Genomic DNA, 23,663 nt, shown 5'->3' with positions numbered 1-23,663 from the left:
CAGGGCAAATGGGAACCAGGTAAAGTGAGCCGTTCGGGCTGAGCCTGTCGAAGCCCCCCGCAACCATCCCCAAACCGCGCGCATCACAGCGCATCCCATGGGCTGGGCATGCGATAGGGCACGGTGATGAAATTGGCTTCGATCTGCTCGATCATGCCATGGTCGATCTTGAACAACTCGGAGATGTAGAAGCTGTGGGGCCGGCGTACCGGGCTTTTCACGGTGCGGCCATCGGTCAGCTGATACTCATCGATCCGCCCGGAATGATCGATGAAGCCAAACGCCAGCACCAGCCCGCGCTCTTCGTCCACCAGGGGGAAGCGCCGCGCGCGCAGTTCGTCGTCATAGCGATAGTTGCCCATGCGGAACTGCTCTTCGCAGCCCAGCGCCGATACCGGCACGATCTTGGCGAATTCCGGGTTGCGCGTGGTCTGCACGCCGTTTTCCACCCGCTGGCAATCGGGGTGGAACCGGGTGTGGATCGTACCATCGTTGCGCTGCAGCGTGTCGAAATAGCCGTTGGACAGCCGCACCATTTCGGCCCGATCGACCGGGCTTTCCGGCTCGCGGTGCAGGATCGGCTTGTCCCAATAGCGCGGGTTTTCAAACTTGATGCCGCTGTCTGACTGGCGCACGATCAGCAGCTCGGCCTCCGCTACCTCGCCCGCCTCGTTCAGGGCCAGCCGCACGGTCAGTGCCGATTCCTCGATCGCCTCGATCAGCGTGCCGAAATAACCGACCTGGCGGGTCCGCACATCGGCAAAGCGCAGGCGATAATCGCCGAGCCCCTGCACCGTGCCCCACACGCCATCGTCAGTGGCCAGCATAACATTGTTTTCGGAAAACAGCGCATCGCTCGCCCAGTTGACCTGGGCCGAAGCCCCTTGGCCGAGGGCAGCCAGAAAGGCATCGAGTGCGGCATAGAGGGCCTCGCGGTCCATCGTCTCTCCCTTTTCGCGGCCTTGGGGCAACAAGCCTTTGACGCGGTTATGCAACCGACATATCCTATCAATTGTTAGAATGAAAGGGGGGAGATACCCTCTTGCCGCAGATGCAGCCCGGGAGAAATGCCGATGTCCAGAACGCCCGCCGAACAGGCCCTGCTCGATCGCGTGCTGGCGATGTACCACGATGTGCTGATCGCGATGGATAGCGGTGCGGTCGATCGCTACATCGCGCCCAGCTATGTCCAGCACAGCTCGCTGGCAGAGCCGGGCGTGCCCGCGCTCAAGGCCTTTCTCGATCGCGTCCGCCACGAATCGCCCGATGCGCGGCAGACCATCCACCGCAGCTTCGTCGATGGCGACCACGTCGTGGTGCACACCCACGTGCAGCGCTGGCCGGGCGATCCCGGCTTGGCCGTGGTCGATATCTTCCGGTGCCAGGATGACATGATTATGGAGCACTGGGACGTGATCCAGGACGTGCCGACCGCACCGGTCAATCCCCTGCCGATGTTCTGAAAGGCCCCACGATGCGCTTTGACAACACCTGCGTCGCCATCCTGGGCGGCAATTCCGGTATCGGCCTTGCCGCCGCGCGCCAGTTCGCGGCAGAGGGCGCGCGCCTGGCGCTGACCGGACGCAACCCGCAAACCCTGCACGACGCGGCCGAGGAACTCGGCGCGCTGGCAGTGCGCGCCGACATGGGCGATGTCGCGCAGACCCGCGCTGCCCTGGCCGAGATCGAGCAAGTGCTGGGCGGCATCGACGTGCTGTTCGTCAACGCCGGCGTCGGCGGCTTTGCCATGGTGCCCGAAGTGACCGAGACGTTCTGGGACGATATCCACACCGTCAACCTGCGCGGCGCATTCTTTGCGATCCAGAATGCGCTGCCACTGATGCGCGATGGCGGCGCCATCGTCATCACCGGCTCGATCGGATCGCTGGCCGCCGTGCCGGGCAACGTTGCCTATGCCGCCGCCAAGGCAGGCCTGCGCGCCATGGCGCGGATCGTGGCCAAGGAACTCCTGCCCCGCCGCATCCGCGTCAACCTGATCAGCCCCGGCCCCACCGAGACCGAAATCTTCAAGCGCGATGCCAGCCCCGAACAGATCGCCGGCATGCGGGAGATGCTGTCAGCCGTGGTGCCGATCGGCCGCATGGGCACGGCCGAAGAAGTAGCCAGCGCCGCGCTGTTCCTGGCCAGCCGCGAGGCCAGCTTCATCAACGGCGTCGATCTCTATGTCGATGGGGGATGTCTGGAGTTGGGATGAGATGGAGTTGCCACCATTTTGGAATGTGTGTCGGATAATATCGTCTTGTTACAACCATGGGTTGCCGATACGTCGATGCACACGGACGTTTCGTCATGGGGAGGAATTGGGGTGACTTCAGGATTTTTCAAAGCCGCGGCGCTCGCATTGTGCGTCGCTGCACCGCTCGGCTTGGGCATGCCGGTGGCCGTGGCACAGACGGCGGCCAAGGCCCTGCCGGCCAACACCATGGTCCAACTGACGCCCGAGGCGGAAATCTCGTCCAAGAAGATCAACCTGGGCGACAAGGTCGGCTTTGCCGTGGTCAACGACGTGACGGACGGCGGCCAGGTGGTGATCCCGCGCGGTAGCCATGTTGAAGGTGCGATCACCTTCAAGACCGGCAAGGCGATCGGCGGCAAGTCGGGCAAGTTCGAGGTGACCTTCGAAAAGATCACCGTGGGCGGCAAGACCTATGCCATGAAGGGCACCCACCGCCAGGAGGGCAAGGGCAACACCGTCGCTGCCGTGTTTGGTAGCATGCTGGTCAGCGGGCGTTCGGCCGTGATGCTGCCGGGCGACTTTGCCAATGCCTTTACCAACGAGCCGATCCCGTACTGATCAGGCGCGCCTGATTGCGGGAACAGACGAGGGGCCCGGCCGCGATCCAGTGCGGCCGGGCCTTGCTGTTTTCCGCGCTCAAAGCCCATCGGGCAGGGCATCAAGCAGCATGGTCTTGGTTTCGACGTAGGGCATCAGCCCTTCGGGCCCGCCCTCGCGGCCCACGCCCGATTGCTTGAAGCCGCCGAACGGCAGGCCAAAATCCATGCGCAGGCCGTTCTGGCCAAAGCCGCCGGTGCGGATGCGTCGGCCGATCGTCCAGGCAGCCTGGGCATCGTGCGTCAGCACCGAACCGTTGAGGCCATAGGCACTGGCATTGGCCACCGCCACGGCCTCTTCCTCGTCCTCCACCGGGATCAGCGCCAGCACCGGACCAAAGATCTCTTCCTGGGCAATGGCATCGGCATTGTTCACATTGGCAAACAGCGTCGGCTCGATGAAATAGCCACGGTTGAGATGGCTGGGGCGGCTGCCGCCGGTCACCAGGTCAGCGCTGGCCTTGCCTTGCGCGATATATCCTTCAATCCGCTCCAACTGGCGCTGCATTGCCACCGGGCCCAGCTGGGCGGCGGGGTCATCGCTGTGACCGATCACCACGCCGCGCATTTCCCGGGCGATGGCATCGGCCAGTTCATCATGGCGCGCGCGCGGCACGATCACCCGGCTCAGCATCGCGCAGACCTGCCCGCTCATCATCGTGATCGTGCCGGTCAGCAGCTTGGCCGCATGATCGATCGCGAAATCGTCGCGCACGATCGCGGCAGACTTGCCGCCCAGTTCCAGCGTGCAGCGCGCCACGCGGCCGGCGCAGACCTGGCCGATGCGCTTGCCCGCCACGGTCGATCCGGTGAAGCTCACCTTGTCCACACCAGGATTGCTGACCAGGTGATCGGCTGCCTCGCGGTGGCTGGGCACCAGGTTGACCACGCCGGGCGGCAGGCCCGCCGCCTCGGCCGCCTCGGCAATGAGATAGGCTTCCAGCGGGGTTTCAGGCGATGGCTTCATCACCACGCAGCACCCCGTCAGCAGGGCATAGGCCACCTTGTTGGCCATGATGCCGAACGGGCCGTTCCACGGCGCGATGGCCGCCACCACACCCACCGGTTCCTGCACGATCAGCGCGGCCGCCGCCGCATGACTGGGGCGCTGCTCGATAAAGCGAAAGTCTTGCGCAAAGCCGGCGATACCATCGAGCGCTAACAGCGCGCCCTGGTGCATCGGCCCGGCAAAGCTGGCCAGCCCGCCGATCTGCGCGGTCCAGGCGCGGGCAAGTTCATCGGCGCGCGGGCGCAGATGATCGATCATCGCGCGAAATGCCGCAATGCGCTGCGCCGGGGGCGTGGTCGGCCAGGGGCCATGGTCGAACGCCGCGCGCGCCGCCGCGACGGCCGCATCCATGTCTGTCGCGTCCGCCTCGGCCACGCGGGCCACCACCTGCTCGCTATCAGGCGAAATAATCTCGATCAGGCGACCGCTGTGCGCGGGCACCCATTGCCCGCCGATATAGAGGCGTTCGGGATGGGCGATATGAACGCCGTGGGGAAGCAGCATGGACAATTCCTTTGATCGAACGCGGCAGGCCAAATGGTTCAGGCGGCAAGCGGCGGTGGCAGCGCGCATTCCACCTTCTCGATCTGGCCAGCCCGCGTGGTATAGAAGATGAACTGGCGGATTTCCTGGACCTCGCCCGCGCGGATGGGAAAGAAGCCGGTTGCGCCCTTGGCATCCAGTTCGTCGCGCGTCAGGTCGCGCAGCGCTTCGATCCGCACGATCGCATCCACCGCAGTTGCCGTATCACTGGCGGCAAAGTTATGGATCGAAACGGTTTCCTTCACGCAGGAATGCAGCCAGGCATAGAATGCCTTGAGCTCTTCCCGGGTGGTGATGACAATGCCGAAGAATTCCATGCGCGGCGGATCGACATAGAAATCGGCAACGCCGTCATAGTCCCTGGCATTGAACGCGGCGAGATAGCGTTCATAGCCGGCGCGATCGAGCATCGGTCTCTCCCCTGGCCTGGCCGGATTCGGCCTTTCGCCAACGCTAACAAATGATACGGTCAGGGCAAGCACAATCCGTGCGTTTCATCTACCAAACGAAAAGGGGCAGCCCGCAAAGGCTGCCCCTTTCCCCTCATGACCGGAAAAGCGATCAGAACTTCTTGGCGACGCTCAGCGCCCATTCGCGCGGACGGCCCACATTGCTGTAAACCGTGCCAGCCGAGGCATAGAGCGCCGAGAAGCGGATCGGCAGGTAATAGTACTTGTTGAACACGTTCTGCACTTCGAACGCGACAGTGAGGTCTTCCTTCTCGTTCCGCCACGTCAGGCGCGCGTTGCCCAGGGCAAAGGCCGGGTTGTAGTCCAGCGCGCTGGTGGGCGTGAGGCGGCCGATGTTCTGCTTGCCGGTATAGGCAAGGTCAAACCGCGGGGTGAGCGAGCCATGGCCTTCCACCGGGATGCGGTACTGGATGCCTAGGCTGCCGCGCCAGTGCGGGGTAACGATCGGGTCCTGGAGCTGGATGGACTGGCCCACCGTCGGCCCCAGGCGCTTCCATTCGCCATCGATCCAGCTCAGCGTCGCGTCGATGTCCAGCCCTTCTACCGGGCGTGCGGTCAATTCCGCTTCAGCGCCCCACATCTTGCCGTCGCCAGCATTGCCCACCGCGGCGCACGGGAACGGATCGGTACCGATCGGGAACCCGTCAAGCACCGAACAATCGGCGAGGTTAAGCTGGATATTCTTGTAATCGTTCACAAAGCCCGAAAGGTTGAAGCGCACCTTGCGATCGAACAGGTCAGACTTGATGCCGATTTCATAGGCCGTGAGCGTTTCGGGCGTGAACGTGCCGTTGACCGCCTGGTTCTTGGTGAACGGCCGCGCCGTCACGCCGCCGCCCTTGAAGCCGGTGCTGACCGTGGCATAGGCCAGCAGCTGCGGATTGAAGCGATAGTCAACCGACAGGCGCCAGTCCAGCTTGCTGCCATTGTAGTTGGCGACCGAGCCATTGAGCGCGCCCACGCCGAACGGATCGACCAGCGGGCCGCCAGCCCAGTTCTGGCGCACGAAGGTATAGTCCTTGTGCTCCTTGGTATAGCGCAGGCCACCAGTGACGTTGAGGCCCGGCGCCGGGTGCAGGATCAGCGTGCCGAATGCGGCCTTGCTGTTGGCGTTGACCGGGTCGTTGCCCTGGAATTGCAGGAACAGGAACGGCGCGCCATGGCCGATGTAGCGGATGTCCTGCCGCGTGAAATAGACCGAGGTCTGGTCGTTGTAGAACCCGCCGACCGTCCAGTCCGCCAGATCGCCGATCTTGCCGTTGAGGCGCAGTTCCTGGCTGAAGAAGTGGAAGCGCAAGTCGTTGTAGCCGGCGCCGGCAATGTTCGGATCGGGCGTGAAATCGTCGTCGGTGCCGAACGTCTGCTTGTATTTGCGATAGGCGGTGATCGACACCAGCTTGAGATCGTCGGTCAGGCCCACGGTGAGGTTGCTGGAAACGCCCCAGCCGGAAAACACCGTGTTGCGCGGCATCGAATAGCTTTGCGCCGCCTGGCCGCCGGCCCCCATGTACCAGCTGGCATAGGTGCAGCGCGGGCCGCACATGAAATTGATGCCGTCGGTCTTGGTGGTATCGTCCACCGTCACCACGCCGGCCGCGTTGGAGCGGTTTTCGTAGGTATAGTCGCCGGTGACGACCCAATCGATGCGGTCGTTGGGGTTGTAGCGCAGTGATCCGCGCAGGCCCGAATAGTTCTTTTCGCCCAGCTTGCCGGTGACGCAGTTGGTTGGCACGTTGGCCCCCGCCGTCAGGCCCAGGCTGTTGCCCGGATGCGCGCAGCCATAATCGACCACGTCGACATAGCCATCCTGGCGCTTGTACACGCCCGACACGCGGGCATAGAGCCCGTCGGCCAGCTGGAAGTTGAGGCTGCCACGCAGATCGACGCGGTTGCGCGCGCCATAGACCGCTTCGATCTGGCCGGAATCGCCCGGCTGCGGCTTGACCGAAAACATCTTGATCGCGCCACCGATGGAGTTGCGGCCGGTCAGCGTACCCTGTGGCCCGCGCAGCACTTCCACCCGCTCAAGATCGAGCAGGTCCATCACCGAGCCGGTCAGCGTGGCATAATAGACATCGTCGACATAGATCCCGACGCCCGGTTCATAGGCAGGGTTGAAGTCTGCCTGGCCGATACCGCGAATGTAGGCCGCCATTGACGAGCCATAGGCGCCGCCCATCTGCGTGAGCTGCACGTTGGGCGCCTGCGCGGCGATCTGCGAGATATCGGTCTGGTTGCGCGCGGCGAGCAGCCCGGCGTCGACCGCGGTGATCGACAGCGGCGTATCCTGCAGGCGCTGGTTGCGGAACTGCGCGGTCACCACGATTTCGCGGATGCCCTGGTCATCGCCAGCGGTGGCGGACTGCGCATCACCCTGGGGCGACGCGGCCTGCGGGGCTGGTGCCTGGGCCTGGGGTGCCGGCTCGGCAGCGTGCGCCGCAGCGCCGAGCGCCAATGCCATGGCAGTAGCGCTGCCGGCGGCAAAAAGCCGCACCAAATGCGTGTTGGGAATCATGCTGGCCATAAGCCCCTCTCCTGGATCGGCCCGTTATCGAGCCTCGTTCTGTTTGTTAGTTAGGCATACTAATTAGCAGAGCGCAAGAGGGCGTTTTCAGCCGCCCCCGGATAATAACATCTGATGCAATCCAACAACAAGCCCTATCGCGTGCCGCGCCGGAAAAACCCGCAGAAATCCGGGCCGTTTACCGTGCGGCGCAGCAATTCATGCGGCCCCTTGCCGCGCTTGCCAAGGTTGTCATAGTAAGTGCCATGACCAGCCGCACGCCGCCGCCAGCAGCCCCCGCCGAACCACCCCGCAACGCCATGGATGGCGTGGACGAGGATGCCGCCCTGCTGGTGGACCTGTTGAAACTTGCCACCTTTGTTTCCAATCCCATGCGCACCGGTGTGGCCGAGCCGCTGGACCTGGCGCCCACCGATCTGCGCATCATCCTGGCGCTGGGCGGGGAAGGCGAAATGGCCGGGCACGAGTTGTCAGAGATCATGGGCGTGCCGCCGATGAACGTCAGCCGCGCGCTTGTTGCGCTGCACCAAAAAGGCCTGGTCGAACCGGGCGAAGACCTGCGCAATCGGCGGCGCAAACCCTTCCGCCTGAGCGCGGCCGGCCAGGCCATGTTCGATCGCACCGTGCCGGCCATGGCCCAAGTGAGTCGCCAGCTGTTCGCCGATTTCAACGCGCGCGACCGCGCCGCCTTCCGCCGCGCCTCCGGCCGCCTGCTGGCGCGGATGACGCAGTGGGAAGGCGTTAGCGACGGCTGACACCACGACCGCACTTGCCGCACCGAAGGAAGCGGGACCCCGGATCAAGTCCGGGGTGACGGTAAGTTGATAGATTGGTTCTCTTTTTATCGTCACCCCGGACTTGATCCGGGGTCCCGCTAGTGCATCGCTCAAGGCCACTTTTTCTGCAGCGGGGTGAAATCCCCCACGGCAAAGGCTGCGGCGAGCACCGGGTGGGCAAAGCTCATCGGCACTTCCTGGCGGTGCGGCCAGGTCTCGCGCACTTGCGTTTCGGGCAGGATCACATCAGGCCCGATCGGATTTTCAGGATAGCACATCACTGCCGGCTGCAGGTGGGCCGTGGTCTTGGCCCAGCCGGTTTCATAATCGGCCTGCCACTGCATCATGTAGTCCAGCCGCTTGATCTTCCAGATGCCGTCTTCCTTGACGTAATCGTTTTCGTAGATGCCCGATTCCCAGAACTGCTGCGGCATGCCTTCGGGCTTGGCATCCAAGATCGCATCGTGCCACCCGCCGGCGAGAATACCGCGGAAGCGGCCCTTGGCGGTCTGCCCATCGGGCGCCACGGTGATCACGTCCTGCAACTGGAAATGGTCGAGCAGCAGGCCCTTGACCGGCCCGCGCCGCCCGCCGGTGAACAGGTTCTGGAACCAGGTGCCATAAAGGCGCATGATCCCTTCATAACCGCGGTATTCGCCCGACAGGAACACCACCGCGCCATCGCGGGCAAACAGCCCAGCCACTTCCTCGGGCCGGTTATAGTCGATGTAATAGCCATAGGCCCATTGCAGGCGGCGGATGGCATTGACATCCTCGATCTGTGTCACCCGCGTTTCCAGGGCGGCAAGGCGCTGTTCCAAGTCGCTCACGATAGGCTCTCCCATTCTCTTTGTTAGTATGCAACACTAACGATTATAAAACGGATGGCGAGAGGAAAAACCCATGCAAGCGCAAGACAACGCAGTCGGTCAGGCCGGCGGCCAGGCGGATGGCTGGGCCGGACAAGTGGCGCTCATCACCGGCGCAGGCACCGGCATCGGCCTGGGCGTGGCCCGCGCGTTCAGCGATGCCGGCCTGGCGCTGGCGCTGACTTATCGCAACGAAGCGCAGCGCACCGCCGTGGCCGCGCAATTCGCCGCCGAGGGCCGGCCGGCGCCGCTGTTCCTGCCGCTCGACGTCACCGACCGCGCCCGCTGGGCAGAGGTGGTAGCGCAGACGGTGGCGCATTTCGGCGCGCTGCATGTGCTGGTCAACAATGCCGGCGTGAGCGTGTTTGGCAACACCGACGAAGCCAGCCACGCCGATTACGATTGGATCATGGGCGTCAACTTTGGCGGCGTCGCCAATGGCCTGGTCGCCGCGCTGCCCGCGATCAAGGCGGCCAGCGGCAAGCGCAGCGTGGTCAACATCGCCAGCATGGCCGCCTTCCTGCCCGGCCCGCAGGCGGGGATCTATACCGCCAGCAAGTTTGCCGTGCGCGGCTTGACCGAATCGCTGCGCTATAACCTGGCGCAGCATGGCATCGGCTGCGCTTTGTGCTGCCCCGCGCTGACCCGCACCAATGCCTGGGACAGCGCACTCAAGCGCCCCGATGCATTCGGTCAGAGCGGCTTTGCTCCGGTGAGCGAGGCGGAGCTGCGCCAGTTCGGCACCGCGTTCGACGCCGGCATGGACCCGTATGAAGTGGGGCAAAAGGTCTTTGCCGGCATGGCGCGCGGCGATGGTCTGATCCTGACCCACCCCGAATTCGCCGACGATTTTCGCGAGATCTACGAAGCCAGCATGGCCGCGCTGCCCGATGAAGTGGCGCCGCCCGCCCGGCTCGAAATCGAACGCCTGCGCCGCGCTGCCATGGCCCAGGCCAAGGCCGGCATCGCGGTGGGCCTCGCCGATCTGACCTGAACCAAATACCGATACCGCTTCCCCGCCGGTCTGCGCTAGACCACGCGCGGACGGGGAACAGGTTCTGGAGAGACGCGCCATGTGCGACAGCTTGACCGAAGACGACAACGCCCAGTGGCTGGCGATCAACCGCCGGCAATTCGCCGCCATTGGCGCCGGCGCGGCGACTCTGGCGATCGCGCCGGGCTGCGTGGCAGCAGCGCCTGCCGGCCTTGCCACGGAGTCGCGCCCGGTCACGATCGAAACCGCCGACGGCACCGCCGATGGCTTTTTCGTCTATCCGGCCAAGGGCAAGCACCCGGCCGTGCTGCTCTGGCCCGATATCGCCGGCCTGCGGGAAGCCTATCAGACCATGGCGACGCGCCTCGCTGCGGCGGGCTTTGCGGTGCTGGCGATCAACCACTATTACCGCAACAGCCCGGCGCCGGTGCTGCCCGATTTCGCCGCCTGGCGCACGCCCGAAGGCCAGCAAAAGCTGCAGCCGATGATCCAGGCGCTGACACCGGAAAAGATCCAGGCCGATGCCGGCAGCTATGTCGACTGGCTCGATCGCCAGCCGCAGGTCGATACCGCGCACAAGATCGGCACCCAGGGCTATTGCATGGGCGGCCCCTACACCGTGTTTGCCGCCTATGCCCGGCCCGCCCGCATTGGCGCGGCGGTGTCGTGCCACGGCGCCAACCTGGTCAACGATACGGCGCAAAGCCCGCACAAGCTGCTCGGCCAGACGCAGGCCTCGTTCATCTTCGCGATTGCGCAAAACGACGATGCCCGTGCGCCCGGTGACAAGACGGCCCTCAAAGATGCCGCCGCCGCGGCAGACCGCCCGGCCGACGTGGCAGTCTACCCCGCCCAGCACGGCTGGTGCACGATCGACGCGCCGGTCTATGACAAGGTCCAGGCTGAAAAGGTCTGGAGCAAGCTGCTCGCGCTCTACGCCAAGGCGCTGTGATCTAGGTCCAAGCCCCTCCACCACCCGCTGCGCGGGCGGTCCCCCTCCCCGTCGGTGACGGGGAGGATCGCCAAGGTCCTCCCGGTCACCGACGGGGAGGGGGACCAGCCGCAGGCTGGTGGAGGGGCCCCGCCCCCTACTTCCCCGCCGCCGCGCGCAGCATGGCCACGTTGGCTTCCACCATCTCGCGCGTCGATCGCGCGGGGCGGCCGGTCAGGCGCTCCACGTCGTCGGTGCAGATTTCCAGGAATCCCTCGCGGATGGCGCGGCCGAACGTGACCATGTCGTCGCTGTTCCACGGCACGCCGGCCACGGTCTGATCGTCCACCGGGCGGCGCGGAATGCCCAGGCTGTCAAACAGCGCATACTGCGCTTCGTCACTCAGGTCGTGGTAGGCCACCGGACAGCCGGTCACATCGGCCATCATGGCAGCCACCTCGGCAAAGGTTTCGAGGTGTGGCCCGGTGATGTTGTAGATGCGGTTTTCGTGGCCCGGGGTGGTGAGCACGGCCACCGCGCTGGCAATGCAATCGTCGCGCCAGACCATCGCCTCGCGCCCATTGCCGGCATTGGCATACCAGGTGCCGCTCTGCATCACCTGTGGCCCGGCCATCAGCAGCATCGCGTCGGCATAATGCGCGTCGCGCAGGAAAGTGAAGGCGCAACCCGAGGCGCGGATCAGGCGCTCGGTCTCGATATGGTCGTGCCGCACTTCGGCCGGGTTGGCCGGATCATCGATGCCGATGAAACTGGTATAGACGATGTGGCGGATACCAGCGGCCACGGCCGCATCGATCGCCGCCTGGTGCTGCACCACCCGCGCGCCCACGCGTGTGCCCGAAATCAGCAGCAGCACATCGCCGCCGGCCATGGCCGCGGGCAGCGTGGCGGGATGATCGAAATCGCCCTGCCGCACCACGCAGCCCTGCGCCGCGCGCGCAGCCAGCTTGTCGGGCTTGCGCGTGATCAGGATCAGGTCTGCGGCGCGGCCCATCGCCACCAGGGCATCGGCCACGCCGCGGCCGTAGTTGCCCGATGCGCCGGTGATGACGATCCGCGTCATGCCGCCCCGCCTGTGCGCACGGCATCGAGCTGTGCCTGGGGCACCCACCAGCCATGCACCTGCGGGCGCAGGCGGGTGGGGATCTGCACCGTCACCACCGGCCCTGCCCCCAGGTTGCCGGCATCGATCACCCAGGCAAAATGCTCGAACGCGTCCTCGCCGATCTGGTGGTCCACCATCATCACCAGCCAGCCATCGTGGCCCGGTGTGGCGCTGGGCACGTGCACCGGCTCGTTATAGCACCAGCCCGGCTCCATCGGCAGGGCCTGGGTGATCTGCGGGCTGGCGGTGTCCATCCCGTCCAGCCGCACCAGCATGTCGAACATGCCCAGCACCGGCCCGCCCATCACCGGCGGCCCGCGCCGATCGGGGTTCATCGTCAGCATCCACCCCGTCTTGTAAAGACGGCCCTGGCTCTTGGCCGGAATGATCGGGAAATCGCCCGGCGGGCCGATCACCGTTTCCGTGACCGGGCCAGCCGGCCCACGCGGATCGACCGTCCAGCGGGTGAGGCCGCCGGTAATCTCCCAGGGTTGCAGGAACAGGCCGGCCGGCTCGCGAATAAAGGCAAAGGCATTGCTGCTCGACAGGCACTGGTCGAAATGCAGCAGCCCCTCGGCATCCTCCCAGGCGTTCATCATGTGATAGCAATAGACCCCCTTGGGCCCCTGGAACCACTTGATGTCCTTCACATCGCCATCGCGCGGCATCACCCCCAGCCACGATTCCAGGCCCTGCTCGTGGTGCCAGTGTTCGCCGCCGGCCTTCATCCGCTCCAGCTCGGCCGTGGTCGGATAGACCGGGAACAGCGCCCAGTTCCGCGAAATGGTGAAGTCATGCATCATCGCGCAATAGGGCGCATCGAACCACTGTTCCGACTTGAGCGCGCCATCGGCCCCCACGCGGGCATAGGCCACCTTGGTAGAGGCCAGGCCATCGGCCTCGTAACCATAGAAATAGAGGTCGCCGCTATCAGGATCGATGCGCACGTGCGCGGTCATCGTTTCGGACTTGAGCAGGCCATCGAAATCGAACGAACCCAGCGTATCGAGCGTGTGCGGATCGATGCGATAGGGCCGCCCGTCTTCCTTGGTCATCAACAGCCGCCCGGCGTGCCACACCGGGGTGGTGTTGGCCACGGTGCGATCCACCCCGGCCATATCGGGATCGTCGGTAAAGGGATTGCGATAGCGGCCAAAGCGCGCACGGCCCGCCGCCTTTTCCGCCTGGTGACGCGCGGTTTCGACAAAGCGGATGGCATAATCGGCCGTGCCATCGGCGTTGAACCGCACGCGGCTGATCATGCCATCGCCCGACAGGGTGTGATCGTCGGCAAACTTGGGCGCAAAGGCCGGATCGGGCACGGCGCGGAAAAAGGCGCCGCGCACCTCGGGGGGCAAGGTGCCTTCGACGGGCAGCCCTTCGAGCGCCAGTTCAGTGCCCACGGGCGCGTTCAGCCCGATGAAATAGGGGGTTGGCGGAAAGTCGCCCATGGCATCCTCACGTTATCAATTGTTAGCATTGTTCTACCACGCGACGCCCGGTTTTCAAGAGCATTCGGCCAAACAAAAGGCCTCCTTCCCGGATGGGAAGGAGGCCCAGCATGCGCCGTCAGGCCGGCACATTTCGGTAACGCTTGATCAGAAGTTGCGTTTCACCGTCACCGCCCAGGTGCGCGGCAGCCCCGGCGCACCGGCGCTGGTGCCGATCGGGCCGAAATTGGCCGTCATCGACGTGAAGTAATACTTGTTGGTCAGGTTGCGCACTTCGGCGCTGACCGACCAGGTATCGGCATCGCTTTTCCAGGTCACGCGGGCGTTGGCCAGGAAATAGTCGTCGATCCGGTTGGTTGCCGTCTGGAATGCCAGCGGGCTGGGCGTGGCGGCAGGGATCGGCGCGGTATCGACATTGGTGGGATCGACATAGATGTGCGACTGGTAGCTGCCGTCCAGGCGCACGGTGACCAGGCCCTTGAGCACGTCGGGAATGTCATAGGACAGCCCGGCGTTCCATTTCCATTCCGGCGTATAGGGCGGCACCATGCTGGCCGTCACGCCAGTGTTGGCAGTATCGACCGTGGTATACTTGAACTTGAGCCACGAGATCGACCCATCGATCGAGAGATGATCGATCGGGCGGATGGTCGTTTCCACCTCGATCCCCTTCACATGGGCCGAACCCACATTCTTGGGCTGGAGGCAGGGCGTGGTGGGGAACCCGGCGGTGTTCGGGCAATTCAGCACCGTCAGAATGATGTTCTTGTAATCGTTGAAGAACGCCGAAACGTTGAAGCGCAGGCGGCGATCGAACAGGTCCGATTTGAAGCCAACTTCATAGGCCGTGATCGTCTCGGGCCGGAAATCCTCCACCTGGCTGGGATAGAACGGACGCGGGTTGACGCCGCCCGAACGATAGCCGGTGGAAACCTGGGCATAGGTCATCAACTGGGGCGAGACGCGATAGTCGGCCGCCACGCGCCAATCGAGGCGCGAGGCATCGAAGGTCTTGTACAGCCCGTTGAGCGCAGCGAGCGCGCAGTTGGGCGGCTGGTTCACGCCAAACGGATAGCCGGTGCACGGCTGGATAGTGGAGCCATCGGGATTGTGGCGGACATAGCCATATTCCTTGTGGTCCCACGATTCGCGCAGGCCCCCGGTCAGCGTGAACGCTTCGAACGGCTTCCAGCTGGCATTGGCAAAGACCGCCTTGTTGGTGGCCGGCGTGGGATCGGGGCCGTGCAGGAAATCGATGCCGGCATAGTTCAGGTCGATGCGGCCGGTGAACATGCCCTTGGCGTGGAAATAGAACCCGCCCAGCACGAAATCGAGCGTGTTGTTGAGCGCCTTGCCGGTCAGGCGCAGTTCCTGGCTCCACTGCGAATTGCTCTGCGCCTGGTTGAGCATCGAGGGCACGACCGGCGCGCTTTCGGCAAACGACCAGTCGGAATCATAGTGGCGATAGGCAGTGATCGATTTCAGCGCCAGGCTGGGCCCAAGCGTCCAGTCGATCGTGCCGGCAAAGCCATAGTTATCAAGGTTGGAATGGCGGTTGAGCGCCAGGGGCTTGTACGGCACCTGGTGATCCGGCCGCGCCGCATCATAGAACGTGGCATAGCTGACATAGCGCTTGTCATAGCCGCTGAGCGTGTCGCAGCTGTTGCGACCGTTGGGCACGAACCGGCAATCGAGCGGGATCGGCGCGCCATTGGTGCCATAGAGCCACGCGCGGTTGGGGTCCTTGGTGACCGGCGATCCGGCGAACTGGGCGATGTTGTTGCCATAGATCAGCACCGAAGCGCCCGGCTCGTCACGCTCGCGCGTATAGTCGGCCGACACGTTGACCTCGACATTGGCGTCGGGCGTCCAGCGCAGCGCCACCTTGCCGGCGGCAAAGCTGGTGCCGCCCAGCGTGCCAACCTGGGGGTTGGCGCCGGTGGCCATCGTCGGCACATTGGTGCCCGGATGGGTCAGCGCATAGTCGAGGATCTTGACATAGCCATCGCGGTTCTTGCTCACGCCCGACACGCGCATGGCCAAGTTGTCGGTCAGCTTGAGATCGAAATGTCCACGCAGATCAACGCGATGATAGCTGCCATAGGTCGCTTCGAACGAACCGGAATTGTCGCCCTTGGGCTTGACGCCATAGAGCTTGATCGACCCGCCCAGCGAGTTGCGCCCGGCCAGCGTGCCCTGCGGCCCGCGCAGCACTTCGACGCGGTCGAGGTCCATCAGATCGAGCAGCGAGCCGGTCAGCGTGGGCAGATAGACATCGTCCACGTACATGCCCACGCCCGGTTCGAGGGCGAAGTTGGGGTCAGACTGCCCGACGCCGCGGATGAAGGCGATGATGCCGGGGCCAAGATACTGATTTTGCGGGGCCAGCGTCACGTTGGGGGTTTGCGCCGCCACTTCGGAAATGTTGGTCTGCCCGCGCGCGGCCAGCATGGCGCCGTTGACGGCGGTGATGGCCAGCGGCGTATCCTGCAACTTTTGGTTGCGGAACTGCGCCGTCACGACGATTTCAGGCGTGGTATTGCCGGCCGTTTCGGCGGGTTTTTGCGGGGTTTCGGGCGCTGACTGGGCCAGCGCGGGGGTGGCGACGAGCGACAGCAAAGCGGCTGCCGAGCACAGCAGATCGCAGCGTGAAAACGCCATTTCGGTATCCTCCCAAGGATAGCAGCCGGATGGTTCCGGTCTGAAATCTTAGGTATCACATATGCGAAACGTTCAGCAATGCGAAATAACAGTAGGACGATTATAATTCATAACTGTTGCACAAGTGCCTCGCCTCACACCTCCCAGAAGGCAGTGGCGCGCATTTCGATGCTGACGCGCGGCGGCGCATCGGCGGGGCAGCCGGGCAGATCGAAGGCCACGTGCGGCACATGGGTGGCACGGCGCGGATCGCTGTCGAAAGTCTTGAACACGATCGCTTCATCGGCCGTCAGGTTGGAAAACCAGTTCCAGCGATGCGCGGGATTTGCCGCGATCACATAGCTTTCGAACGACCATTCCGGCGCGCCGCCGGGCGGATCGAAGATGGCATCGGCGACGATGCAGTCTGCCGGGGACAGGCTGCGCGCATCGCACAGCGCCAGCGGCACGTCCTGCGGCGGGGCGGAGAGCGCGCGCCACACGTTGTATTGCGCCACGCGGGCATGCGGGCGCCCGGCCGCCAGGCGCTGCGTCATCGACAGGGCCGTGGCGGGCGACACGTCGATATGGGCAAAGCGTGCGGGCATAGAATTGTCGAGGCTGCCGGCCCGGCCCGAGCGTTCGGAAAAGCGCAAGAGCCCAGCGCCGGTCACCTCCACGCGGGTGGCCCCGGTCAAGTCCTTGATCAGCGTGGCGATTTCGGGAACGTGGATGGCCTTGACCTGCGCGGCATCGGCAAAGTCGGTCACCGCGCTGCGATCGCGCACCAGTTCAAAGCCTTCAACGTCGAGGCTGGTGCCGCGCCCGCGCGCGTCGCGGATGGGCATGGCCAGCGGCGCGATCTCCACCTCGTCGCGATCGTGGGCGTTGGCGTAATAGCGCGGACGCGCCAGGCCGCGCCCGGAATAGGCGATTACCGCTTCCATCCTTGCATCCTTTCCCAGGCCCGGCGCCATGATTGCGCCGTGGCCCCACCAAAAAAGGCCCGCCACGATGGGCGGGCCTGATCCTGTGGCTTAACCGGCAGCCAGCTGCTTTTCCAGTTCGCCCAATACCCGATAGCAATCGAGCACCTTGCCCACCGAGCTGTTGGGTTCGCGCCCTTCGCGGATCGCGGCGACGAATTCGCGGTCCTGCAACTCGATGCCGTTCATCGACACATCGACATGGCTGACATCGATCGGCTCTTCCTTGCCGTTCACCAGATCATCGTAGCGCGCGATATAGGTGGCGGTATCACCGATATAGCGGAAGAACGTGCCGAGCGGGCCATCGTTGTTGAACGAGAGCGAGAGCGTGCAGATCGCGCCGCTTTCGCTCTTGAGCTGGATCGACATATCCATGGCGATGCCCAGTTCCGGGTGGATCGGCCCTTCGACGGCATTGGCCTTGACGATCTTGCCGGCCTGGTAGGCGAACAGGTCCACCGTGTGGGCCGCGTGGTGCCACAGCAGGTGGTCGGTCCACGAGCGCGCTTCGCCCTTGGCGTTGATGTTCTTGCGACGGAAGAAATAGGTCTGCACGTCCATCTGCTGGACGTTGAATTCGCCGGCCTTGATCTTGTTGTGCACGTACTGGTGCGAAGGGTTGAAGCGGCGGGTGTGGCCGACCATGCAGACCAGCCCGGTTTCCTTCTGCTTGGCCACCACCGCTTCGGCATCGGCCCAGCTATCGGCCAGGGGGATTTCCACCTGGACGTGCTTGCCCGCGTTCATGCAGGCGATCGCCTGCTCGGCATGCATCTGCGTGGGCGTGCACAGGATCACCGCATCGACATCGGGCAGTGCCAGCGCTTCTTCCAGTTCGGTGCCGGAATGGCGCGCGCCATACTTGGCCGCCACGGCCGCAGCCTGATCGGCGCGGCGGCTGATCACCGAAACGATTTCGACGCCATCGATATTCTTGAGGCCGTCGAGGTGCTTTTCGCCAAAGGCGCCGGCACCGACCAGGGCAATACGCATGGGGGTAACTCCTGTTAAGCGCCCCGCGTGGGCAGGGGCTCTGCAATCTCCCCTCCCGCTGGCGGGAGGGTGTGGGGGAGGGATTGTTGCCCCTCCTGGAAACGTGGCTTGGGGGAGCGCACTGGAACATGCCCTCCCCCGGCCCCTCCCGCGCGCGGGAGGGGAGATGGACGTGTGCCTTTGCTTTAGGCCGGCACGGTTTCTTCTTCGACCGGTTCGAGCACGAGGTGCCCGATCGCGGTGTTGGAGCAGGGAATGTGGTAATGCTTGTGCAGCAGGCGGGTCTTGTCACCCAGCGCGCCGCGCATGATCAGCCACATGACCATCTCGATCCCTTCCGAGCCGGTTTCGCGCAGGTATTCGATGTGCGGAATCCAGCGCGCGGCGTCGGTATCGCCCACCAGCAGGTCCATGAACCTGTTGTCCCACTCGCGGTTGAGCAGGCCGGCGCGCTTGCCCTGAAGCTGGTGGCTCATGCCGCCGGTGCCCCAGATCTGCACGTTGAGGTCTTCGGGGAAGCTTTCCACTGCGCGCTTGATCGCCTCGCCCAGCGCCCAGCAGCGGTTGCCCGATGGCACCGGATAGGTCACGACATTGACGGCCAGCGGGATGACCTTGGCCGGCCAGGCCTGGGGCTGGCCGAACATCATCGAGAGCGGCACGGTGAGGCCGTGGTCCACGTCCATCTCGTTGATGATCGTCATGTCGAATTCATCGAGGATCAGGCTCTGCGCGATGTGCCAGGCTAGATCGGGATGCCCTTCCACTTCGGGCACCTGGCGCGGGCCCCAGCCTTCATCGGCTGGCTTGTAGCGCTCGCCACAGCCGATCGCGAACGTGGGCACGATCTTCATGTCAAAGGCCGAAGCATGGTCGTTGTAGACCAGGATGATCACATCCGGCTTCTGTTCCTTTTCCCACTGCCGGGTCCATTCATAGCCGGCAAAGATCGGGCCGAAATAATCGTCACCCGTCTTGCCCTGGTCCACCGCCACGCCCAGCAGGGGCACGTGGCTGGAACCGACGCCTGCGGTAATCCGCGCCATGGTCAGTTGTCCTTCCCGGTTTCCTGGGCCCGCGCGGCGGCGGCCAGGTTTTCCTTGATCGAGCGATTGCCTTCGGGCGAGCGGCCGCCTTCCAGCATCATCTGGCGGTATTCCGGCCAGGTCATGTCGGTCATCGTCGAAACCGCCTCGGCAAAGGGCAGGCCATCGGACGAGAACAGCTTGGAGAGGAAATAGACGTTGCCGCCCATATCCAGCAGCGTGTTGTAATCACGCGCCAGCAGCGCCTGCTTGCCTTCCTCGCTGATCTGCCATTCATCGAGATAGGCGCGCTCATCAGCCTTGAACCGCGCGCGGTTTTCGGCCTTCATCAGGCTCATCGCGAACTGGTTGATATGATAGCCCTTGCGCGCCCGCGCGGCGGTATAGACGCGGGTGCCGGGGATATCGTCAAATTCGGCCAGATAGGCATGAATGTCGCGCGGCTTGGCGTCCGGCGCGCCCTTGGTGGTCGTCACAGGCCTCTCTCCTTCAGCTTCTCGTCAAGGCGCGGGAACACGCGGCGGGCATTGCCTTCGAAGATCGCATGGCGCTGCGCGTCGGAAATGTTCAGCGCGTCGACATAGCGCTTGGTATCGTCGAAATAGTGGCCGGTCTGGGGATCGATGCCGCGTACGGCGCCGACCATTTCCGAACCGAACAGGATGTTCTTGGTCTCGATCACCTCGGCCAGCAGGTTCACGCCGGGCTGGTGATAGACGCAGGTGTCGAAGAACACGTTGTTCATCAGGTGCCCGTCGAGTGCCGGCTTCTTGAGCATGTCGGCCAGGCCGCGATAGCGCCCCCAGTGATAGGGCACCGCGCCGCCGCCATGCGGAATGATGAAGCGCAGCGTGGGGAAACGGCTGAACAGATCGCCTTCCAGCAGCTGCATGAACGCGATGGTATCGGCCGCGATATAATAGGCGCCGGTGGCGTGCATCGCCGGGTTGCAGCTGCCCGAGACGTGGATCATCGCCGGCACATCGAGTTCCACCATCTTTTCATAGAAGGGGAACCAGAATTCGTCCGTCAGCGGCGGATGCTTGAAATGCCCGCCGCCCGGATCGGGATTGAGATTGCAGCCGATGAAGCCCAGCTGCGTCACGCAGCGCTCCAACTCGGCGATCGAGCTGGTCATGTCTGCCTCGGGCGACTGGGGCAGCATGCACACGCCGGCAAAGGTTTCCGGATAGAGCGCCACGACCCGCGCGATCAGGTTGTTGCAGGCCTGGGCCCAGGGCACGGCCACGCTCTGATCGCCCACGTGCGGGGCCATGGCGCTGGCGCGGGGCGAGAAGATCGTCATGTCCGCACCGCGTTCCTTGATCAGGCGCAGCTGGTTGGCCTCGATCGTCTCGCGGATGTCGTCATCGGAAATGTCGGGATAGGGCGGCGCGGGCTCGCCCGCCTTGAACGCGGCCTTCTGCGCCTCGCGCCAGGCGTCGTGCGCCTTGGGCAGCACGGTATAGTGGCCGTGGCAATCGATGATCATGGTCATTCCGCCGGTTCCTTGGTGTTGGCTGCCATAGGCGTTGTGCTTTCAAACGGGATGGTGTGGCCGGCCTGGCTGCGCTGGCGCGCGACGGTGCCGGTGGTCATCAGGGGTTCGACGCCAAGGCCGATCAGGGTCTTGGCGGATTCCTCCATCTCGGCCGCGCGACGCAGGCCGTGGGTGGTCATCCGCTCGATATTGTAGGCGGCGCGGGTGAACCAGCTGTCACCCTTCTCGCTGGCGTCGAGCGAGGACAGCACCTCCTCGACCACGCCGGCGCGGGTGGCGGCCAGCATCATCTCGGCGGTCAAGGCTTCCACGCCCTTGACCATGATCGAGCGGATCATCTTGATCGCGCTGGCGCGGCCCACGTCATCGCCCACCACGCGCACATTGGTAAAGCCAGCCTCTTGCAGCGCGACGGCAGCATCGTGCGCAGCCGGGCCGGAGACCAGCAGCGGCACCTTGAGCCGCGCGGGATTGACCGGGGCCAACACCGCCACATCGACATAGCGCGCCCCGGCCGCTTCCACCGCCCGGGCGGCAGCGCGCTTGGTATCGGGAGCGACCGAGTTCATGTCGCAAAACAGCGCGCCGGGGGCGAGCATGGCGGCATGTTCCTGCGCGACGGGCAGCGCGCTATCGGCCGTCACCAGGCTGAGCACCAGGCCGGCGCCGCCCAGGGCGCTGTCGGCGGTGGCGGCGGCCATCACCCCGGCTTCTTCCATGGCGGCGTGGCGGGCGGGATCGATGTCAAACGCGCTGGCCTGGGATTCCCAGCCAGCGGCCTTGGCAAAGGTCGATCCGGCTTCGCCGAACCCGATCAGGGCAAGTGTTCTCTCCATGGCGCACCTGTTGCGGCCCTTATGCAACGCATACAAATGCAAAGAGCGCGGTGGCCATAAATTTATGCGAAACCTTTCTTCGCCACTTCGCGCAGCAGGGCGACGAACGCGGCCTGCGGCGCGGTGGGCCGCCACAGCGCGCGGTGCGTCATCCCGATCGTGCGGCGCACCGGCACCGGGGTGGGCCGCGCCGCCAGCAGGCCCACGTCCAGCTCTACCGCCAATTGCGCCGGGCTGAGCAGGGTGAGCGCATCAGACCCCACCAGCAATTGCCGCACGGTGAGCACCGAGCCACATTCGATGCCGACATGGGGCGGCGGCGCGCCGGTGGCGGCCTGCATCATCGCCTCCCAATAATGGCGCAGCGGGGTATCGCCGCCAGGCAATATCCACGGATAGTGCTGCAGGGCGGCCGGATCGAGCGGGTGGGCCGGATCGGCGAGCGGATGGCCGGCACGCATGACCAGCGCGGGACGATCCTCGAACACGGCCTCCTGCTCTAGATCATCAAGCGCGGTGGTTTCGCGCAGGGCGCCGAGCATGAAGTCGATTTCGCCATCGCGCAGCGGCCCGACCAGTTCGGCATGGCTGCCTTCGACCACGGCTACATCGACACCGGGATAGGCGGCGGCAAAGCGCAGCAGTGTTTCGGGCAGCCAGCGCGCGCGCGACAGCGGCATGGCGCCGATCACCACGCGGCCGGCCGCCTTACCCTGCCACGCCGCCACTTCGGCCAGGCCGCTGCGCAATTCGGCCATGGCCAGGCCAAAGCCGCGCGCGCGACGGGCACCGGCCGGCGTAAGCAGCACGGTGCGGCCGCGCCGGTCGATCAGCCGCTGGCCCAGCGCCACCCCGAGATCAGCCACGGCGCGGTGCAACGAGGCGGCAGAAAGCCCGGTATCCTGTGCCGCCCCGGCATAGGACCCGGCGCGCGCCAGGGCCAGGAAAGCGCGCACCTGCGTGCCTGTCACGCGGGGGGAGCCGATCTGCTCGATCGCCGCCTCGGCCCGGGGCGCCAGCAGCAGCGCCGGCTCGGTCGCGGTCATGCCTCCGGCGCCGCGTTCGAACAGCAGGCAGCCCAGGTCTGCCTCGAGCCGGGCGATCGCCTGGGTCAGCGCGGGCTGCGTCAGGTTTACCGCACGCGCGGCGCGGGTCACGCTGCCATGGCGCACGGTGGCGGCAAAGGCGGCGAAGTGGCGAATGTTGAGCGCGGGGTCGGGACGGGCCATCCATCCAGACTTAGCATTTCCTTATGGCACATGCCAAACATTGCATTTGGCGCTGCCCGCCCCCGGTTCCAAATGCAGGCCATCCGTGCCGAACCGGCCAGCCATCATAGGGAGACAAGCGCCATGTCGGGTATCGTCGTGCAGAACATCGAACGGGCAGATCCCGCCGTGATCGACGGCCTGGCCGCCTGCGGCGTGGCCACCGTGCACGAAGCGCAGGGCCGCACCGGCCTGCTCGCCAGCTATATGCGCCCGATCTATCGCGGCGCGCGCATCGCCGGATCGGCCGTGACGATCAGCGCCCCTCCGGGCGACAACTGGATGGTCCATGTCGCGATCGAACAGCTGCAAGCGGGCGATATCCTGCTGCTGGCCCCGACCTCACCCTGCGAAGACGGCTATTTCGGTGACCTGCTCGCCACCTCGGCCCAGGCGCGCGGCTGCCGCGGCCTGGTCATCGATGCCGGGGTGCGCGATGTGCGCGATCTGACCGAGATGCAGTTCCCGGTGTGGTCCAAGGCGATCTACGCGCAAGGGACGGTCAAGAACACGCTGGGCAGCGTCAACGTGCCGGTGGTCTGCGCCAATTGCGCGGTGAACCCGGGCGACGTGATCGTGGCCGACGACGATGGCGTCGTGGTGGTGCCCCGCGCCAAGGCCGCCGAGGTGCTGAAAGCCGCGCAGGCGCGCGAAGCCAACGAAGGCGAAAAGCGCGAGAAGCTGGCCAACGGCGTGCTCGGCCTCGACATGTACAAGATGCGCGAGCGGCTGGAGAAGGAAGGCTTGAAGTACGTTTGAGGCTTTAACGCAACTAGCCCCCTCCTCTTCAGAGGAGGGGGTTGGGGGTGGTGCGGGGCCTGACGCCAGATTTCCACCACCCCCC

At 65.0% G+C, this 23,663-nt stretch carries 22 protein-coding genes; 7 read left to right on the top strand and 15 right to left on the bottom strand.

Annotated features, from left to right (window positions below; genetic code table 11):
- Positions 1 to 83 precede the first annotated feature (83 nt).
- Positions 84 to 941, bottom strand: coding sequence for a hypothetical protein (locus tag IP65_RS18725; protein ID WP_054132637.1), 858 nt, complete (start codon positions 939 to 941; stop codon positions 84 to 86).
- A 132-nt stretch (positions 942 to 1,073) separates the two neighbouring features.
- On the opposite strand from IP65_RS18725, the gene IP65_RS18720 reads away from it, so the two are divergent.
- The 3 genes from IP65_RS18720 (at position 1,074) to IP65_RS18710 (ending at position 2,815) form a co-directional block, all read left to right on the top strand.
- The gene (locus IP65_RS18720) at positions 1,074 to 1,463 is read left to right on the top strand and encodes a nuclear transport factor 2 family protein (RefSeq protein ID WP_054132657.1); all 390 of its coding nucleotides are present in this window, start codon (positions 1,074 to 1,076) and stop codon (positions 1,461 to 1,463) included.
- An 11-nt stretch (positions 1,464 to 1,474) separates the two neighbouring features.
- On the top strand, positions 1,475 to 2,215 hold the full coding sequence (locus IP65_RS18715; RefSeq protein WP_054132636.1) for an SDR family oxidoreductase: 741 nt from the start codon (positions 1,475 to 1,477) through the stop codon (positions 2,213 to 2,215).
- A gap of 111 nt (positions 2,216 to 2,326) precedes the next feature.
- A complete protein-coding gene (locus IP65_RS18710) occupies positions 2,327 to 2,815 on the top strand; it encodes a hypothetical protein (RefSeq protein ID WP_148291783.1) in 489 nt (162 codons plus the stop codon).
- Between the two features lie 78 nt (positions 2,816 to 2,893).
- On the opposite strand, the gene IP65_RS18705 is transcribed toward IP65_RS18710, so the two are convergent.
- The 3 genes from IP65_RS18705 to IP65_RS18695 form a co-directional block, all read right to left on the bottom strand.
- Positions 2,894 to 4,366: an aldehyde dehydrogenase gene (locus IP65_RS18705; RefSeq protein ID WP_054132635.1), complete on the bottom strand. Its 1,473-nt coding sequence runs from the start codon at positions 4,364 to 4,366 to the stop codon at positions 2,894 to 2,896.
- A 38-nt stretch (positions 4,367 to 4,404) separates the two neighbouring features.
- Positions 4,405 to 4,815, bottom strand: a complete 411-nt coding sequence (locus IP65_RS18700; RefSeq protein WP_054132634.1) for a nuclear transport factor 2 family protein — start codon at positions 4,813 to 4,815, stop codon at positions 4,405 to 4,407.
- Between the two features lie 151 nt (positions 4,816 to 4,966).
- Entirely contained in the window at positions 4,967 to 7,399 is a 2,433-nt protein-coding gene (locus IP65_RS18695; RefSeq protein ID WP_054132633.1) for a TonB-dependent receptor, read from the bottom strand.
- 245 nt (positions 7,400 to 7,644) lie between these two features.
- On the opposite strand from IP65_RS18695, the gene IP65_RS18690 reads away from it, so the two are divergent.
- The gene (locus tag IP65_RS18690; protein WP_022677404.1) at positions 7,645 to 8,154 is read left to right on the top strand and encodes a MarR family winged helix-turn-helix transcriptional regulator; all 510 of its coding nucleotides are present in this window, start codon (positions 7,645 to 7,647) and stop codon (positions 8,152 to 8,154) included.
- Positions 8,155 to 8,285: 131 nt separating this feature from the next.
- Here the strand turns inward: IP65_RS18690 and IP65_RS18685 are convergent, their stop codons facing one another.
- On the bottom strand, positions 8,286 to 9,005 hold the full coding sequence (locus IP65_RS18685; RefSeq protein WP_054132632.1) for a nuclear transport factor 2 family protein: 720 nt from the start codon (positions 9,003 to 9,005) through the stop codon (positions 8,286 to 8,288).
- Between the two features lie 73 nt (positions 9,006 to 9,078).
- Between IP65_RS18685 and IP65_RS18680 the strand changes: the two genes are divergently transcribed.
- Together IP65_RS18680 and IP65_RS18675 are read left to right on the top strand one after the other, a co-directional pair.
- Complete coding sequence (locus tag IP65_RS18680) at positions 9,079 to 10,038, top strand: SDR family oxidoreductase (RefSeq protein ID WP_054132631.1); 960 nt, start codon at positions 9,079 to 9,081, stop codon at positions 10,036 to 10,038.
- A gap of 79 nt (positions 10,039 to 10,117) precedes the next feature.
- Positions 10,118 to 10,990, top strand: a complete 873-nt coding sequence (locus IP65_RS18675; RefSeq protein ID WP_022677407.1) for a dienelactone hydrolase family protein — start codon at positions 10,118 to 10,120, stop codon at positions 10,988 to 10,990.
- 136 nt (positions 10,991 to 11,126) lie between these two features.
- Here IP65_RS18675 and IP65_RS18670 read toward each other — a convergent pair whose 3' ends face one another.
- The 10 genes from IP65_RS18670 to IP65_RS18625 form a co-directional block, all read right to left on the bottom strand.
- On the bottom strand, positions 11,127 to 12,053 hold the full coding sequence (locus IP65_RS18670) for an NAD(P)H-binding protein (protein ID WP_022677408.1): 927 nt from the start codon (positions 12,051 to 12,053) through the stop codon (positions 11,127 to 11,129).
- Positions 12,050 to 13,546, bottom strand: a complete 1,497-nt coding sequence (locus tag IP65_RS18665; RefSeq protein ID WP_022677409.1) for a carotenoid oxygenase family protein — start codon at positions 13,544 to 13,546, stop codon at positions 12,050 to 12,052. The genes IP65_RS18670 and IP65_RS18665 overlap by 4 nt, the downstream gene beginning before the upstream one ends.
- Before the next feature lie 147 nt (positions 13,547 to 13,693).
- Positions 13,694 to 16,207: a TonB-dependent receptor gene (locus IP65_RS18660; RefSeq protein WP_022677410.1), complete on the bottom strand. Its 2,514-nt coding sequence runs from the start codon at positions 16,205 to 16,207 to the stop codon at positions 13,694 to 13,696.
- Positions 16,208 to 16,341: 134 nt separating this feature from the next.
- Positions 16,342 to 17,133, bottom strand: coding sequence for a CmcJ/NvfI family oxidoreductase (locus IP65_RS18655; RefSeq protein ID WP_028658166.1), 792 nt, complete (start codon positions 17,131 to 17,133; stop codon positions 16,342 to 16,344).
- Positions 17,134 to 17,223: 90 nt separating this feature from the next.
- Entirely contained in the window at positions 17,224 to 18,168 is a 945-nt protein-coding gene (locus IP65_RS18650; RefSeq protein ID WP_022677412.1) for a Gfo/Idh/MocA family oxidoreductase, read from the bottom strand.
- Between the two features lie 185 nt (positions 18,169 to 18,353).
- Positions 18,354 to 19,214: a class III extradiol dioxygenase subunit beta gene (locus IP65_RS18645; protein WP_022677413.1), complete on the bottom strand. Its 861-nt coding sequence runs from the start codon at positions 19,212 to 19,214 to the stop codon at positions 18,354 to 18,356.
- 2 nt (positions 19,215 to 19,216) lie between these two features.
- Complete coding sequence (ligA, locus tag IP65_RS18640; RefSeq protein WP_022677414.1) at positions 19,217 to 19,690, bottom strand: protocatechuate 4,5-dioxygenase subunit alpha; 474 nt, start codon at positions 19,688 to 19,690, stop codon at positions 19,217 to 19,219.
- Positions 19,687 to 20,712 carry an amidohydrolase family protein gene (locus tag IP65_RS18635; RefSeq protein WP_022677415.1) on the bottom strand — a complete coding sequence of 342 codons (1,026 nt, stop codon included), beginning with the start codon at positions 20,710 to 20,712 and terminating at the stop codon, positions 19,687 to 19,689. The genes ligA and IP65_RS18635 overlap by 4 nt, the downstream gene beginning before the upstream one ends.
- Positions 20,709 to 21,551 carry an NAD(P)-dependent oxidoreductase gene (locus IP65_RS18630; protein WP_054132630.1) on the bottom strand — a complete coding sequence of 281 codons (843 nt, stop codon included), beginning with the start codon at positions 21,549 to 21,551 and terminating at the stop codon, positions 20,709 to 20,711. The genes IP65_RS18635 and IP65_RS18630 overlap by 4 nt, the downstream gene beginning before the upstream one ends.
- A 62-nt stretch (positions 21,552 to 21,613) precedes the next feature.
- Positions 21,614 to 22,780: a LysR family transcriptional regulator gene (locus tag IP65_RS18625; protein ID WP_054132629.1), complete on the bottom strand. Its 1,167-nt coding sequence runs from the start codon at positions 22,778 to 22,780 to the stop codon at positions 21,614 to 21,616.
- Positions 22,781 to 22,903: 123 nt separating this feature from the next.
- Between IP65_RS18625 and ligK the strand changes: the two genes are divergently transcribed.
- The gene (gene ligK, locus IP65_RS18620; protein WP_028657528.1) at positions 22,904 to 23,578 is read left to right on the top strand and encodes a 4-carboxy-4-hydroxy-2-oxoadipate aldolase/oxaloacetate decarboxylase; all 675 of its coding nucleotides are present in this window, start codon (positions 22,904 to 22,906) and stop codon (positions 23,576 to 23,578) included.
- Positions 23,579 to 23,663: the final 85 nt, after the last annotated feature.

The sequence above is a fragment of the Novosphingobium sp. AAP1 genome (assembly GCF_001295765.1).
In the GTDB taxonomy this organism is placed as follows: Bacteria; Pseudomonadota; Alphaproteobacteria; order Sphingomonadales; family Sphingomonadaceae; genus Novosphingobium; species Novosphingobium capsulatum.
The sequence above is the reverse complement of the archived record's forward strand: the minus strand, read 5'-3'. Positions and strand labels throughout refer to the sequence as shown.

What these genes read in the sequence shown, in the direction of transcription:
- IP65_RS18690 (WP_022677404.1), top strand. Translation starts at nt 7,645, where the DNA reads ATGACCAGCCGCACGCCGCCGCCAGCAGCCCCCGCCGAACCACCCCGC.
- IP65_RS18645 (WP_022677413.1), bottom strand. Translation starts at nt 19,214, where the DNA reads ATGGCGCGGATTACCGCAGGCGTCGGTTCCAGCCACGTGCCCCTGCTG.
- IP65_RS18680 (WP_054132631.1), top strand. Translation starts at nt 9,079, where the DNA reads ATGCAAGCGCAAGACAACGCAGTCGGTCAGGCCGGCGGCCAGGCGGAT.
- ligK (WP_028657528.1), top strand. Translation starts at nt 22,904, where the DNA reads ATGTCGGGTATCGTCGTGCAGAACATCGAACGGGCAGATCCCGCCGTG.
- IP65_RS18725 (WP_054132637.1), bottom strand. Translation starts at nt 941, where the DNA reads ATGGACCGCGAGGCCCTCTATGCCGCACTCGATGCCTTTCTGGCTGCC.
- IP65_RS18630 (WP_054132630.1), bottom strand. Translation starts at nt 21,551, where the DNA reads ATGGAGAGAACACTTGCCCTGATCGGGTTCGGCGAAGCCGGATCGACC.
- IP65_RS18665 (WP_022677409.1), bottom strand. Translation starts at nt 13,546, where the DNA reads ATGGGCGACTTTCCGCCAACCCCCTATTTCATCGGGCTGAACGCGCCC.
- IP65_RS18715 (WP_054132636.1), top strand. Translation starts at nt 1,475, where the DNA reads ATGCGCTTTGACAACACCTGCGTCGCCATCCTGGGCGGCAATTCCGGT.
- IP65_RS18675 (WP_022677407.1), top strand. Translation starts at nt 10,118, where the DNA reads ATGTGCGACAGCTTGACCGAAGACGACAACGCCCAGTGGCTGGCGATC.
- IP65_RS18650 (WP_022677412.1), bottom strand. Translation starts at nt 18,168, where the DNA reads ATGCGTATTGCCCTGGTCGGTGCCGGCGCCTTTGGCGAAAAGCACCTC.
- IP65_RS18635 (WP_022677415.1), bottom strand. Translation starts at nt 20,712, where the DNA reads ATGACCATGATCATCGATTGCCACGGCCACTATACCGTGCTGCCCAAG.
- IP65_RS18670 (WP_022677408.1), bottom strand. Translation starts at nt 12,053, where the DNA reads ATGACGCGGATCGTCATCACCGGCGCATCGGGCAACTACGGCCGCGGC.
- IP65_RS18700 (WP_054132634.1), bottom strand. Translation starts at nt 4,815, where the DNA reads ATGCTCGATCGCGCCGGCTATGAACGCTATCTCGCCGCGTTCAATGCC.
- IP65_RS18655 (WP_028658166.1), bottom strand. Translation starts at nt 17,133, where the DNA reads ATGGAAGCGGTAATCGCCTATTCCGGGCGCGGCCTGGCGCGTCCGCGC.
- IP65_RS18625 (WP_054132629.1), bottom strand. Translation starts at nt 22,780, where the DNA reads ATGGCCCGTCCCGACCCCGCGCTCAACATTCGCCACTTCGCCGCCTTT.
- IP65_RS18720 (WP_054132657.1), top strand. Translation starts at nt 1,074, where the DNA reads ATGTCCAGAACGCCCGCCGAACAGGCCCTGCTCGATCGCGTGCTGGCG.
- IP65_RS18705 (WP_054132635.1), bottom strand. Translation starts at nt 4,366, where the DNA reads ATGCTGCTTCCCCACGGCGTTCATATCGCCCATCCCGAACGCCTCTAT.
- IP65_RS18695 (WP_054132633.1), bottom strand. Translation starts at nt 7,399, where the DNA reads ATGGCCAGCATGATTCCCAACACGCATTTGGTGCGGCTTTTTGCCGCC.
- IP65_RS18660 (WP_022677410.1), bottom strand. Translation starts at nt 16,207, where the DNA reads ATGGCGTTTTCACGCTGCGATCTGCTGTGCTCGGCAGCCGCTTTGCTG.